This window comes from Streptomyces sp. BJ20 (assembly GCF_022869105.1).
GTDB classification, from domain to species: Bacteria; Actinomycetota; Actinomycetes; order Streptomycetales; family Streptomycetaceae; genus Streptomyces; species Streptomyces griseoincarnatus.
In genome coordinates this window covers 4,913,402-4,926,928 of the sequence record NZ_CP094918.1, presented here as the reverse complement: position 1 = coordinate 4,926,928, position 13,527 = coordinate 4,913,402, and the positions used below count along the sequence as shown (strand labels likewise).

12 protein-coding genes and 1 pseudogene are annotated in these 13,527 nt (G+C 72.5%); 11 read left to right on the top strand and 2 right to left on the bottom strand.

Annotated elements, in window-relative coordinates; genetic code table 11:
- Positions 1–115: 115 nt before the first annotated feature.
- From MTR79_RS22205 to MTR79_RS22170, 8 genes and pseudogenes are all read left to right on the top strand, one after another.
- A pseudogene (locus MTR79_RS22205) lies at positions 116–409 on the top strand (ribonuclease domain-containing protein); the annotation flags it as partial.
- Positions 406–774: a barstar family protein gene (locus MTR79_RS22200; protein ID WP_244791850.1), complete on the top strand. Its 369-nt coding sequence runs from the start codon at positions 406–408 to the stop codon at positions 772–774. The pseudogene MTR79_RS22205 and the gene MTR79_RS22200, both read left to right, overlap by 4 nt.
- A gap of 92 nt (positions 775–866) precedes the next feature.
- Complete coding sequence (locus MTR79_RS22195; RefSeq protein WP_189365480.1) at positions 867–2,309, top strand: GuaB1 family IMP dehydrogenase-related protein; 1,443 nt, start codon at positions 867–869, stop codon at positions 2,307–2,309.
- Positions 2,310–2,555: 246 nt separating this feature from the next.
- Entirely contained in the window at positions 2,556–4,034 is a 1,479-nt protein-coding gene (locus MTR79_RS22190) for an amino acid permease (RefSeq protein ID WP_244791849.1), read from the top strand.
- Positions 4,035–4,044: 10 nt separating this feature from the next.
- Complete coding sequence (locus tag MTR79_RS22185; RefSeq protein WP_033275118.1) at positions 4,045–4,497, top strand: Lrp/AsnC family transcriptional regulator; 453 nt, start codon at positions 4,045–4,047, stop codon at positions 4,495–4,497.
- 91 nt (positions 4,498–4,588) lie between these two features.
- Positions 4,589–5,284 (top strand): hypothetical protein, encoded by a 696-nt coding sequence (locus MTR79_RS22180; protein WP_189365445.1) that lies wholly within the window; start codon positions 4,589–4,591, stop codon positions 5,282–5,284.
- A gap of 74 nt (positions 5,285–5,358) precedes the next feature.
- Entirely contained in the window at positions 5,359–7,464 is a 2,106-nt protein-coding gene (locus MTR79_RS22175) for a bifunctional polysaccharide deacetylase/glycosyltransferase family 2 protein (RefSeq protein WP_189365444.1), read from the top strand.
- Between the two features lie 100 nt (positions 7,465–7,564).
- On the top strand, positions 7,565–8,758 hold the full coding sequence (locus tag MTR79_RS22170) for an MFS transporter (protein WP_189365443.1): 1,194 nt from the start codon (positions 7,565–7,567) through the stop codon (positions 8,756–8,758).
- 13 nt (positions 8,759–8,771) lie between these two features.
- On the opposite strand, the gene MTR79_RS22165 is transcribed toward MTR79_RS22170, so the two are convergent.
- Complete coding sequence (locus tag MTR79_RS22165; RefSeq protein ID WP_244791848.1) at positions 8,772–9,143, bottom strand: helix-turn-helix domain-containing protein; 372 nt, start codon at positions 9,141–9,143, stop codon at positions 8,772–8,774.
- Between the two features lie 84 nt (positions 9,144–9,227).
- Between MTR79_RS22165 and MTR79_RS22160 the strand changes: the two genes are divergently transcribed.
- The 3 genes from MTR79_RS22160 to MTR79_RS22150 all read left to right on the top strand — a co-directional run bounded on the left by MTR79_RS22160 (position 9,228) and on the right by MTR79_RS22150 (position 12,823).
- Positions 9,228–10,136, top strand: coding sequence for an NAD(P)-binding domain-containing protein (locus tag MTR79_RS22160; protein ID WP_280518346.1), 909 nt, complete (start codon positions 9,228–9,230; stop codon positions 10,134–10,136).
- Positions 10,137–10,283: 147 nt separating this feature from the next.
- On the top strand, positions 10,284–11,072 hold the full coding sequence (locus MTR79_RS22155) for a carbon-nitrogen hydrolase family protein (protein ID WP_086704932.1): 789 nt from the start codon (positions 10,284–10,286) through the stop codon (positions 11,070–11,072).
- A gap of 38 nt (positions 11,073–11,110) precedes the next feature.
- Positions 11,111–12,823 (top strand): NAD(P)/FAD-dependent oxidoreductase, encoded by a 1,713-nt coding sequence (locus MTR79_RS22150; protein ID WP_244791847.1) that lies wholly within the window; start codon positions 11,111–11,113, stop codon positions 12,821–12,823.
- 2 nt (positions 12,824–12,825) lie between these two features.
- On the opposite strand, the gene MTR79_RS22145 is transcribed toward MTR79_RS22150, so the two are convergent.
- Positions 12,826–13,512, bottom strand: coding sequence for a DUF5995 family protein (locus MTR79_RS22145; protein WP_189365441.1), 687 nt, complete (start codon positions 13,510–13,512; stop codon positions 12,826–12,828).
- Positions 13,513–13,527: the final 15 nt, after the last annotated feature.

The window sequence follows — 13,527 nt, the reverse complement described above, 5'->3', positions numbered from 1 at the left end:
ATCGGCCGCATGATGCCGCTACGGGCCCTCCTCCCGCGTCTCGCGGCCTGCCCGCTCCTCGCCGCCGGTCGGCTGCCCGTCCGGCGGCGACGACGGAGGCGGCCGCACCGGAATCCCGGCCTGGGCCGAGGGGATGCCCGTCACCGAGGTGTCCGAGCTGCCCGCCGAGGCCCGCCGCACCCTGCGACTCATCGACGAGGGCGGCCCGTTCCCCCATGAGCGGGACGGCTCCGTGTTCGGCGCCTTCGAAGGGCTGCTGCCCCGGCACGAAAACGGCTACTGCCGCGAGTGCACGGTGCCCACGCCCGGACCCGACGACCGGGGCGCCCGGCGCGTCGTCACCGGCCGGAACGGCGAGACGCACCGCACCGACGCCCCCTACGCATCGTTCACGGCGGTACCGAGATGACTTACGACCTCACCAACCGGCGCGTCGTCCCCCTCGACCTGGACGGGGTGACCGACAAGGCGGGCCTGATGGACCGCTGCGCCCGCGCGCTCGCCCTGCCCGACTGGTTCGGCCGCAACTGGGACGCCCTGGCCGACTCCCTCTCCGACCGCACCGTCTGGCCCGAGGGCGCGGACGGACGCGGCCTGCTGCTCGTCGTCCGCGGCTGGCGGGCCTACGCCGACGCCCGCCCCCAGGAGTGGGCGACCGCCCAGGAGGTGTTCGCCGAGGCCGCCGAACGCGACCCCGCGCTCACCGTGGCGCTCGCCGTTGGAGGATCCGCCGAGCACCTGACCGACCAGGCTGGACGATCCGACCGGGACTGACGTTCCTGTCGCCGTGGGAGAATGAAGTACGTGCTCTTCCCCCTGGCTGACCTGTCCGGGGGCCACCTCTGATCGACTGGGATGTGCAGCACGTGCGTTTCCTCAACGACATCCAGCCCCCGTACGACCTGACGTACGACGACGTCTTCATGGTGCCGAGCCGCTCCGCGGTCGGCTCGCGGCAGGGTGTGGACCTCAGCTCGCCCGACGGTACGGGCACCACGATCCCGCTCGTCGTCGCCAACATGACCGCGATCGCCGGCCGTCGCATGGCCGAGACGGTCGCCCGGCGCGGCGGACTGGTGGTCATACCGCAGGACATCCCGATCGAGGTCGTCGCCGAGGTCGTCTCCTGGGTGAAGTCCCGCCACCTGGTGCTGGACACCCCGATCGTGCTGGCCCCGCACCAGACCGTCGCCGACGCCCTGTCCCTGCTGCCCAAGCGGGCGCACAACGCGGGCGTGGTCGTCGACGAGGAGCGCCGTCCGGTCGGTGTGGTCACCGACGCCGACCTGACCGGCGTGGACCGCTTCACCCAGCTCGACGAGGTCATGTCCAAGGACCTGCTCCTCCTGGACGCCGGCATGGACCCGCGCGAGGCCTTCAACACCCTCGACGGCGCCAACCGCCGCTACGCGCCCGCCGTGGACGCCGAGGGCCGCCTGGCCGGCATCCTGACCCGCAAGGGCGCCCTGCGCGCCACCCTCTACACGCCCGCCACCGACGCGCAGGGACGGCTGCGCGTCGCCGCCGCCGTCGGGATCAACGGCGACGTGGCCGGCAAGGCCAAGCAGCTCCTCGAGGCGGGCGTCGACACCCTCGTCATCGACACCGCGCACGGCCACCAGGAGTCGATGATCAACGCCGTCCGGCTGGTGCGCGGGCTCGACCCGCAGGTGCCGGTGGTGGCCGGCAACATCGTCTCCGCCGAAGGCGTCCGCGACCTGATCGAGGCCGGCGCGGACATCGTCAAGGTCGGCGTCGGCCCCGGCGCCATGTGCACCACCCGCATGATGACCGGCGTCGGCCGGCCGCAGTTCTCCGCGGTGCTGGAGTGCGCCGCCGAGGCGAAGAAGTACGGCAAGCACGTGTGGGCCGACGGCGGTGTCCGACACCCCCGCGATGTGGCCATGGCCCTCGCGGCAGGCGCGTCCAACGTGATGATCGGCTCCTGGTTCGCCGGCACCTACGAGTCCCCGGGCGACCTCCAGCACGACGCGAACGGCCGCCCCTACAAGGAGTCCTTCGGCATGGCCTCCGCCCGCGCCGTGCGCAACCGCACCTCCGAGGAGTCCGCCTACGACCGCGCCCGCAAGGCGCTGTTCGAGGAGGGCATCTCCACCTCCCGCATGTTCCTCGACCCGGAGCGCCCGGGCGTCGAGGACCTGATCGACTCGGTTGTCGCGGGCGTCCGCTCCTCCTGCACCTACGCCGGCGCCGCCTCGCTGGAGGAGTTCGCCGAGAAGGCCGTCGTCGGCGTGCAGAGCGCGGCCGGCTACGCCGAGGGCAAGCCGCTGCACGCCAGCTGGAGCTGACCCCGTCCGGTGGGGCGGGTGTGGAACGGCGCACATGGCCGGCGCAACGAACACCTGCCCCACCCCGGGGAACGCAACGATCTTGCGGTGGTGCGCAAGGTTGCTGCATTTCAGCAGCAACGAAGAACCTCGTAGGGTTACGCGCTGTACGTGTGTGGCGGGGACCCCGCTCGACGGGTCCCGGCTGTCGCGGGGTGCCGTCCGGTCCCGGCCGCGGAAGCCCGGCAGCGATCAAGGAGTCAGCGCGTGCTCGACCATGGCGCACCCCCGCACAACGGCGGTCCCGCCGCCCCGCACTCCCCAGGCGTGGGTATGCGTCTGATGCGGCGCAAGCCCGTGGAGCGCCTGGTCGCCGAGGGTGGCCACGGTGAGGGCGGCACCCTGCGCCGCTCCCTCGGACTGTGGCAGCTGACCATGATCAGCATCGGTGCCACGCTCGGCACCGGCATCTTCGTCGTCCTCGGTGAGGCCGTCCCCAAGGCCGGTCCCGCCGTCACGCTGTCCTTCGTCATCGCCGGCCTGACGGCCCTCTTCTCCGCCCTCTCCTATGCCGAGCTGGCCGGCACGATCCCCGTTTCCGGCTCCTCCTACTCGTATGCGTACGCAACGATGGGCGAACTCATCGCCTGGGTCTGCGGCTGGTGTCTGATGCTGGAGTACGGCGTCTCGGTCGCCGCCGTCGCCGTCGGCTGGGGCGAGTACCTCAACGAACTCCTCGACGGCACCATCGGCGTCACCCTGCCCGCCGCGCTGTCCGCCCCGCCCGGCGACGGTGGCGTCTTCAACGCGCCGGCGCTGATCGTCGTCATGCTGGCCATGGCGTTCCTGCTCGGCGGCGCCCGCGAGTCCGCCCGGGCCAACACCGTCATGGTCCTCGTCAAGATCGGCGCGCTGGTGCTGTTCTGCGCCATCGGCGTCCAGGGCTTCCGGTCCGGCAACTACGAGAACTTCATGCCGCTCGGCATGGCCGGCGTCAGCGCCGCGGGAGCCACCCTGTTCTTCTCGTACATCGGCTTCGACGCCGCCTCCACCGCCGGTGAGGAGGCCAAGAACGCCCAGCGTGACCTGCCCCGCGCGATCCTGCTGTCCCTCGCGATCATCACCGCGCTGTACGTCCTGGTCGCCGCCGTCGCCGTGGGCGCCAAGCCGTGGCGGCAGTTCACCGACTCCGAGGCCACCCTCGCCCAGATCATGCGCGAGGTCACCGGCCAGAGCTTCTGGGGCACCCTGCTGGCGTTCTGCGCCGTCATCGCCATCGCGAGCGTCGTCCTCACCGTGCTCTACGGCCAGACCCGCATCCTGTTCGCCATGTCCCGCGACGGCCTGGTGCCCAAGGTGTTCGCCCGGGTCAGCCCGCGCACCGGCACACCCCGCGCCAACACCCTGATCGTCTCCCTGTTCTGCGGAGTCCTCGCCGCCGCCGTCCCGCTCGGCCAGCTCGCCGACGCCACCAGCATCGGCACCCTCTTCGCCTTCGCCCTGGTCAACGTCGCCGTCGTGGTGCTGCGCCGCAGCCGGCCCGACATGCCGCGCTCCTTCAGGGTCCCGCTGTCCCCGCTGCTGCCCGCCCTCGGCTTCGGCTTCTGCCTGTGGATGATGGGCAGCCTGTCGACCGTCACCTGGGTCGTCTTCGGGGTCTGGATGGCCGTCGGGCTCGTGTTCTACTTCCTCTACGGCTACCGCCGCTCCCGGCTCGCCGCCCCCGCCCCGTCAGAAGCGAAGTGAAACACCCGCAGTGCTGAACGATCTCGACGAACGCATCGTGCACGCCCTCGCCGAGGACGCCCGCCGTTCCTACGCGGACATCGGCCAGCTCGTCGGCCTCTCCGCGCCCGCCGTCAAACGGCGTGTGGACCGGCTGCGCGCCACCGGGGCCATCACCGGCTTCACCGTGCGGGTGGACCCCGCCGCCCTCGGCTGGGAGACGGAGGGGTTCGTCGAGATCTACTGCCGCAGCAACACCTCCCCGGAGACCATCCAGCGGGGGCTGGAGCGCTACCAGGAGGTCGTCGCCGCGTCCACCGTCACCGGGGACGCGGACGCGGTCGCCCAGGTCTTCGCCTCCGACATGCGGCACTTCGAACGGGTGCTGGAGCGGATCGCCGGCGAGCCGTTCGTCGAGCGGACCAAGTCCGTGCTGGTGCTGTCGCCGCTGCTGCGGCGGTTCTCGTCCGGCTCACCGACCTAGGCCGTCAGACCAGGGCTCCACGGGTACGACCCGCCCTTCCCGGCAGGCCACCCCCGCGTGAGGGTCACTGAATCGGCGTAATCTAGGGCATATGCGGCAGCCCTCCGATTCCGGTGCGGTGACCGGTGAGCCCGAAGGGCCGGATCCGGTTTTCGTCGACGCCTCCGGCCGGCGGGCCCGGCTGCTGCGGCGGGCCGGATACGGAGCCGCGGGACTGGCCGCCGGCTATCTGAGCGTGCTCGCGCTGAGCCTGATGGGGGCGACCCCGTTCGCCCCTGAGGCCCTGCTGCCGCCACTGCCCGGCGAGTCCGCACCGACCGCCCCGCTGCGCCAGGACGCCGAGGGGGACGCCCGGCCGCCCGAGGAGGCCGGGGCCGGGGTGGGGCCGGGCACGCCGCTCATCCCGCTCATCGCCGGGGAGGAACCGGCAGGCTCCCTGCTGCTGCCGCCGGGCGCCGATCCCGGAAGCGTCGCCGGGGTGCCGGTGCAGCCGCCGGACGCGGGCGGGGTCGAGGTCACGGACGGGCCGACGCCCCCCGAGGAGCCCGGCGAAGACGCCGAGGAGCCGGGTGCGCCCGAGGTGCCGCAGGAGCCGGGTGCCGGTGAGCCGTCCGCGCCCGGCGACGGCGGTGACTCCGAGGCGCCGCCGCCCGGCACCGACGAGCCGTCCGGACCCGGCACCGACGACCCGCCCGAGCCGCCCGGGACGCCGCAGCCCACGCCCGAGGCGCCGTCCGAGAACCCCGGCTCCCCGCCCGACGACCCGCCGGGTGCCGGGACTCCCTGATGCGGGGACGACCGCACCCCCCTGCCGGTCCACCGCCCGCGGCGCCGAGGTCACGGCGGCGCTGGTTCCGCATCGTGGTCCCGCTGGTCCTGCTGGCCTTCGTCGTCTCCGTCCTCGCCGTCGAGGGATACACCTCCCGCGGCTTCGCCGGGGACCATGAGGGCCGCGGGGAGCGGGCCGGACGGAGCGGGGCGGGCGTGCCCCAGGAGATCACGGAGGGAGGACCGGTCGTCGACGCGGGCCACGATCCGCCGCGCACCTACCGGGCCCCGGCCAGGACGGTCGTCCTGACCTTCGACGACGGCCCCGACCCCGCGTGGACGCCCCGGATCCGCGCGGTCCTCGACCGCCACGACGTGCCCGGCACCTTCTTCGTCACCGGACGGCAGACCGCCCGCCACCCCGACCTCGTACGGGATCTGATCCGCTCGGGACACGAGATCGGGGTGCACACCTTCTCCCACCCCGACCTGGCCACGCAGTCCGAGGACGCGGTCGACCGGGAGCTGGCGTTCACCCAGCTCGCCCTCGCCGGGGCCGCCGGCGTCCACAGCTCGCTCGTGCGGATGCCGTACTCCTCGACCACCGGCGCGCTGGACGGCCCCTCCTGGACCGTCGCCCGGCACCTCGGCGAGAAGGGGTACGTGCTGGCCTTCGTCGACCAGGACACCCGCGACTGGAGCCGCCCCGGAGCCCGGGCCATCGCCGACGCCGCCGTTCCGAAGGCGCCCGGCCGGGGGACGATCGTCCTGCTCCACGACTCCGGAGGCGACCGCTCGCAGACCGTGCGGGCGCTTCGGACGCTGGTGCCGCGGCTCAAGGCCGACGGCTACCGCTTCTCCACGGTCGCCGAGCTGGTGGGCGCCGAACGCCTCACGGGCGGCGCCGGCACGGCGGAGCGGTGGCAGGGGTGGGTGTTCGTGACCGCCGTGACCGTGTCGGGGACGACGGTGTCCGTGCTGGGCGCGCTGCTGCTGGTCGTCGGAGGGCTGGTGCTGGCGCGGTGCGTGCTGATGCTCGGGCTGGCCCACCGCCACGCGCGGCTCGCACGCCGGCGTCCGCGCGCCGGGCCGGGGCCGCCCGTCACCGGGCCGGTCAGCGTGGTCGTGCCCGCGTACAACGAGGTCGTGTGCATCGGCAAGACGCTGCGGTCGCTGGCCGCGAGCGACCACCCCGTGGAGATCGTCGTCGTGGACGACGGCTCCGACGACGGAACCGCCGACGCCGCCGAGGCGCTGGGGCTGCCCGGCGTGACCGTGGTGCGCACGCCCAACCGGGGCAAGGCCGCCGCGCTGAACACCGGAGTGCTGCGTGCCTCGCACGACATCGTCGTGATGCTCGACGCCGACACCGTCTTCGAGCCCTCGACCGTCCGCCGTCTCGTCGAGCCGTTCGCCGACCCGTCCGTCGGCGCCACCGCCGGCAACGCCAAGGTCGGCAACCGGCACGGCATGCTCGGCCGCTGGCAGCACATCGAGTACGTCATGGGCTTCAACCTCGACCGGCGCATGTACGACCTGTTGCGCTGCATGCCGACCGTGCCCGGCGCCGTCGGGGCCTTCCGCGTCACCGCCCTGCGCCGGGCCGGGATGCTCAGCGGGGACACGCTCGCCGAGGACACCGACCTCACCATGGCCCTGCACCGGGCAGGGTGGGAGGTGCGCTACGCCGAGCACGCCGTCGCCTGGACCGAGGCGCCGGGGTCGCTGCGGCAGCTGTGGCGCCAGCGGTACCGGTGGAGCTACGGCACGATGCAGGCCGCGTGGAAGCACCGGCACGCCCTTGTCGAGCGGGGGCACGCCGGGCGGTTCGGGCGGGTCGGGCTGCCGTTGCTCGCGGTGTTCCAGATCCTCACGCCGCTGCTCGCCCCGCTGATCGACCTGCTGACCCTGTACGGGCTGGTGTTCGGGAACGCGGCGCTCACGCTGCTGGCGTGGTGCGGGGTGCTGGCCGTGCAGGGGGTGTGCGCCGCGTACGCCTTCCGTCTCGACGGAGAGCCGCTGCGGCCGCTGTGGGCGCTGCCGCTGCAGCAGGTCGTGTACCGGCAGGTGATGTACCTGGTGCTGGTGCAGGCCTGCCTGACCGCGCTCAGCGGGTACCGGCTGCCCTGGCAGCGGCTCAAGCGGAAGGGGAACGTGGTGGTGCCGCCGAGGGGCGGAGGACTACCCTACGGAGTATGACCTGGCGACATTGATCCAGCCGTAGTGCCTCCCGAGGGCCGCCCCGGGCGCCGTTCGACCTCAGCGTCCGGTGTCCGAACCGCCCTTACGGGAAGGCCTCATGACTCTCACGCCCACGCGTGCCGTCGACGTGCGCGTGCGTCGGCTGACGACCACGCTGTACGGCTACTCGTTCCTCGAAGAATTCGTCCTGCTGTACCCGGTGTACGCGCTGCTGTTCAGCGACACCGGGCTGTCCGTGTGGCAGATCACGTCCCTGTTCGCCCTCTGGTCCGTCACCGCCGTGGTGCTGGAGGTCCCGTCCGGGGCGTGGGCCGACGCGGTGTCACGGCGGCTGTTGCTGGTCGTCGGCCCGCTGCTGACGGGCGCCGGGTTCGCGCTGTGGATCCTCCTGCCGTCGTACGCCGCCTTCGCCGTGGGGTTCGTGCTGTGGGGGACCGGAGGGGCGCTGTGCTCCGGTGCGCTGGAGGCCCTCGTCTACGACGAGCTGGAGCGGGACGGGGCCTCCGGCCGGTACGCGCGTGTGCTGGGGCGGGCACGCGCGGCCGGACTGGTCGCCGTGATGGCGGCGATGGGGCTGGCCGGACCCGTGCTGGCGTGGGGCGGCCACGCGGCCGTGGGGACGGCGAGCGTGCTGGTGTGCCTGCTGACCTCGGTGACCGCGCTGAGGTTTCCCGAGCACCGGGTGGCGCGGGCCGAGGAGCGTCAGGGCTGGGGCGTCGCTCTGCGGGCCGGTCTGGGTGAGGCCCGACGGGACCGGTCCGTGCGGGGCGCGTTGCTGCTGGTGCCGGCGGTGGCGGCGGTGTGGGGGGCGCTGGACGAGTACACGCCGTTGCTGGTGCGCGAGGCTGGGGTCGCCGATGTGGCCGTGCCGTGGGTGCTGCTGGTGATCTGGGGCGGGGCCACGGCCGGAAGCCTGCTGGCGGGGGAGGGGGAGCGGTTCGGCTCGGGCGGGCTCGCTCTCCTGCTGGGCGGGGGCGGCCTCGCCCTGGCGGTGGGCGCTGTCGCCGGCACGGTGACGGGACTGCTGCTGGTCGCGGTGGCGTTCGGCGCGTTCCAGGCGGCGACCGTGCTGGCGGAGGCACGCCTCCAGCACCGGATCGAGTCGACGGGGCGGGCGACGCTGACGTCGGTGGCGGGGCTGGGCACGGAGGTCGTGACGCTGACGGTGTTCGCGGGGTACGCGGTGATCGCGTCGGACCACGGGCACGGTGCGGCGTTCGCGGTGTCGGCGGTGCCGTACGTGGTGCTGGCCGTGGGCCTGGGCGCGGTCCGGTGGGGGCGGGCGGCGTAGCGCCGCCCGGTGCTCACCCGTGCGAGATCTCGGGCATGTCGACCGTGGTGAAGCCCTCGCGTCGCATCCGCTCGGCTCCCCAGGCGCCGAGCGGACCGAGCGCCTGGTTCAGGGCGCGTCCGGACTCGGTCAGGGAGTACTCCACCCGCGGCGGCACCTCGGCGTACACCTCCCGGTGCACCAGACCGTCCTCCTCCATCTCCCGCAGGTGCTGCGTCAGCATCTTCTCGCTCACCCCCGGCAGACCCCGGCGGAGCTCGGCGAAGCGGCGTACCCGGTGGGCGTCGAGCTCCCAGAGGATCAGGCCCTTCCATTTGCCGCTCACCACGTCGAGCGCGGCGTCGATGCCGCAGATGTACGGCCCCTTCCTCGGCGCCTTCGCCATCACCGATCCCCCTTACGAAAAGGTGAGTACCGCAGAAAAAAGTCGGTACTTCCGAGGGTAGCGACGCTGTCGAACCATGGAGGTGTGAACGAACGAGACAACAGCATCCGCAAGGACGACCGCTCCGTCACCGTGATCGGGCTCGGCCCGATGGGGCAGGCCATGACCCGTACGCTCCTCGCCGCCGGCCACCTGGTCACCGTCTGGAACCGCACCGCCGCCCGGGCCGACGGCGTCGTCGCCGACGGAGCGACTCCCGCGGCGACACCGAAGGAGGCGGCCGAGGCGAGTGACCTCGTGATCCTCAGCCTCACCGACTACCGTGCGATGTACGACATCCTCGGCGGAGCCACCTCCTCGCTCGCCGGCCGGACCCTGGTCAATCTGAGCTCCGACACTCCCGACCGCTCGCGGGAGGCGGCCGCCTGGGCGGAGGGTCACGGCGCCGCCTTCCTGACCGGAGGCGTCATGGTCCCCGCGCCGATGGTCGGCACGGAGGCGGCCTTCGTCTACTACAGCGGCCGGGAACGCGTGCTGGAGAGCCACCGGGCCGCGCTGGCGCCGCTGGGGACGCCGAAGTATCTGGGCGGGGACCCGGGTCTCGCCCAGATGATGTACCAGGCCCAGCTCGCGGTGTTCCTCACCACCCTGTCCGGGCTGATGCAGGCCACCGCGATGCTGGGCTCCGCGGGGATGACGGCCGGGGAAGCGCTGCCGGAGCTGCTCTCCTCCGCCGACTCCGTCGGCGACATCCTGCGGGCCGGTGAGGAGAACCCCGGCACCGCGCTCGACGACGGCGAGCATCCCGGCGATCTCAGCACGGTCACCATGATGGGCGCCACGTCCGACCACATCGTCGAGACCAGCAGGTCGCTCGGTCTCGACCTCGCGCTCCCCCTGGCCGTGCAGGGGCACTACCGGCGCGCGATCGAGAACGGGCACGGCGGTGACAACTGGACCCGCATCATCGACAGCATCCGGGGTCCGCGCTGATCCCGTGCAACGAATCGCCGCGACCGGCCCTCGACGCGCAACGATCGGCGCGCCGGTGCGCAACGGCTTCTTCTTGTCCGGCGCGGGCGGGCGACCGTACCTTCATGAGTGACCCCTGAACCCCCGCCTGTCCGGTGAGGATCACGCATGCGCACCGCCCTCTTCCAGAGCTCCGGCCACCCCGGCCACGTCGTCGAGAACCTCAAGGTCCTCGACGCCGCGGCCGCCCGCGCGGCCGCGGCGGGCGCGGACCTGCTGGTGACATCCGAGCTCTTCCTCACCGGCTACGCCATCGGCGACGACCTCGGCCGCCTCGCCGAGCCCGCCGACGGCGACGCGGCGGACGCGGTCGCGGAGACCGCCGCCCGGCACGGTCTCGCCGTCGCCTACGGCTACCCCGAGCGGGCCGGCGGCACGGTGTACAACTCCGTCCAGCTCGTCGCCCCCGACGGCGCCCGTCTCGCGAACTACCGCAAGACCCACCTCTACGGCTGCTTCGAGCACGACCACTTCACCCCGGCCGGGCACACCGTCGTGCAGGCCGAGCTGAACGGCCTCACCGTCGGCCTGATGATCTGCTACGACGTGGAGTTCCCGGAGAACGTCCGCGCCCACGCCCTCGCCGGCACCGACCTGCTGCTGGTGCCCACGGCCCAACTGCACCCGTACCAGTTCGTCGCCGAGTCCGTCGTTCCGGTGCGCGCCTTCGAGAGCCAGATGTACATCGCGTACGTCAACCGGGTCGGTCCGGAGGGCGAGTTCGAGTTCGTGGGGCTGTCCACGCTGGCCGGGCCCGACGGGGTCGCCCGCGCCCGCGCCGGCCGGGCCGAGGAACTGCTCCTCGCCGACGTCGACCCGGTGCTTCTCGCCGCGTCCCGCGAGGCCAACCCGTATCTGCGGGACCGCCGGCCGCCCCTCTACGGGTCCCTCGTCTGATCCTCCCCGGTTCCACCACTGCAAGGAGTCCCCACCCCATGACGTCCACGGTGCCCAACGCCGTCGAGCACGCCGACGAGCAGCAGCCGCCGATCACCATGTTCGGCCCTGACTTCCCGTACGCGTACGACGACTTCCTGGCCCACCCCGCCGGGATCGGGCAGGTGCCGGCCACCGAGCACGGCACCGAGGTCGCCGTCATCGGCGGTGGGCTGTCCGGGATCGTCGCCGCCTACGAGCTGATGAAGATGGGGCTCAAGCCGGTCGTGTACGAGGCCGACCGGATCGGCGGGCGGCTGCGGACCGTAGGGTTCGACGGGTGCGACCCGTCGCTGACGGCGGAGATGGGCGCCATGCGGTTCCCGCCGTCCTCCACGGCGCTCCAGCACTACATCGACCTGGTGGGACTGGAGACCCGGCCCTTCCCGAACCCGCTGGCCGAGACGACCCCTTCGACCGTCGTCGATCTGAAGGGCGAGTCGCACTACGCGGAGACGATGGCCGATCTGCCGCAGGTCTACCGCGACGTGGCCGACGCCTGGGCGCGGTGCCTGGAGGAGGGAGCCGATTTCTCCGACATGAACCGGGCCCTGCGCGAGCGGGACGTGCCGCGGATCCGCGAGATCTGGTCGCGGCTGGTGGAGAAGCTCGACAACCAGACCTTCTACGGGTTCCTGTGCGACTCGGAGGCCTTCAGGTCCTTCCGGCACCGGGAGATCTTCGGGCAGGTCGGGTTCGGGACCGGGGGATGGGACACCGACTTCCCGAACTCCATCCTGGAGATCCTGCGGGTCGTCTACACCGAGGCCGACGACCACCACCGCGGGATCGTCGGCGGGTCGCAGCAGCTCCCGCTCCGGCTGTGGGAGCGGGAGCCCGGGAAGATCGTCCACTGGCCGTACGGAACCTCGCTGAAGTCGCTGCACGTGAACGGGGAACCGCGGCCCGCCGTGACGCGGCTCGGCCGGACCGCCGGCAACGGGATCACCGTCACGGACGCGCGCGGTGACATCCGTACGTACCGGGCGGCCGTCTTCACCGCGCAGTCCTGGATGCTGCTGTCGAAGATCGACTGCGACGACTCGCTCTTCCCCATCGACCACTGGACCGCCATCGAGCGCACCCACTACATGGAGAGCTCCAAGCTCTTCGTGCCCGTGGACCGGCCGTTCTGGCTGGACAAGGCCGTCGACGACAGGGGGAATCCGACCGGGCGGGACGTCATGTCGATGACGCTCACCGACCGCATGACCCGCGGCACCTACCTGCTGGACAACGGCCCGGACAAGCCGGCGGTCATCTGCCTGTCCTACACCTGGTGCGACGACAGCCTGAAGTGGCTGCCGCTGTCCGCCAACGAGCGGATGGAGGTCATGCTGAAGTCGCTCGGCGAGATCTATCCGAAGGTCGACATCCGGAAGCACATCATCGGCAACCCGGTGACCGTCTCCTGGGAGAACGAGCCCTACTTCATGGGCGCGTTCAAGGCCAACCTGCCGGGCCACTACCGCTACCAGCGGCGGCTGTTCACCCACTTCATGCAGGACCGGCTGCCGGAGGACAAGCGTGGCATCTTCCTCGCCGGCGACGACATCTCGTGGACGGCGGGCTGGGCCGAGGGCGCCGTGCAGACCGCGCTCAACGCGGTGTGGGGCGTGATGCACCAGCTCGGAGGCGCCACCGACCCGACCAACCCGGGACCGGGCGACCTGTACGACGAGATCGCGCCCGTCGAACTCCCGGAGGACTGAGGTCAGTCGGGCAGCGGGGTGAGCAGCATGCGGCCCGCGAACCCCACCGCGGTGTCCAGCCGTTCGGTGAACTCCGCCGCCACGTCGGGCAGCCGGCGCAGCGCCCACAGGGCGCGCGCCGCCGTCCAGGCCGCGTCGCGGGCGCGGTCCAGGCTCCACGCGCCGAGCAGATGGGTCAGCGGGTCGGCGATCCTCAGGAACTCGGGGCCGGGCACCAGCTCGTCGCGGATGCGCTCCTCCAGCGACAGGAGGAGTTCACCCACGGCTTCGAACTCGTCCTCCAGGTCGGCGGGTTCGCAGCCGAGCGTACGGCAGGTGTCCACCACGGCCAGCGCGAGGTCGTGCCCGATGTGCGCGTTGATGCCCGCCAGCGCGAACTGCACCGGACGTACGCCGGGATGGCGGCGGAACTGGAACAGCGGACGCCAGCAGGCGGGGGGACGACGGCCGTCCGCCGCCGCGTCGACGGCCGCGAGGTAGTACTCCGCGAAGCGGACGTCCAGGGTGATCACCGCCCGGGTGTCGGGGAACAGACCGGTGTCGATGCGGCGGTCCACGGCCCGGGTCACGGCCAGGTAGACACGGTTGAAGACCGCGACCCCGTCCCGCGCCGGCAGGGCCGCGTCGAGGGCGCTCAGACGGGCGACGACCCCGTCGACCGGGGTGAGGACTTGTTCGCATTGCGCCATGAGCGCAGGGTGACA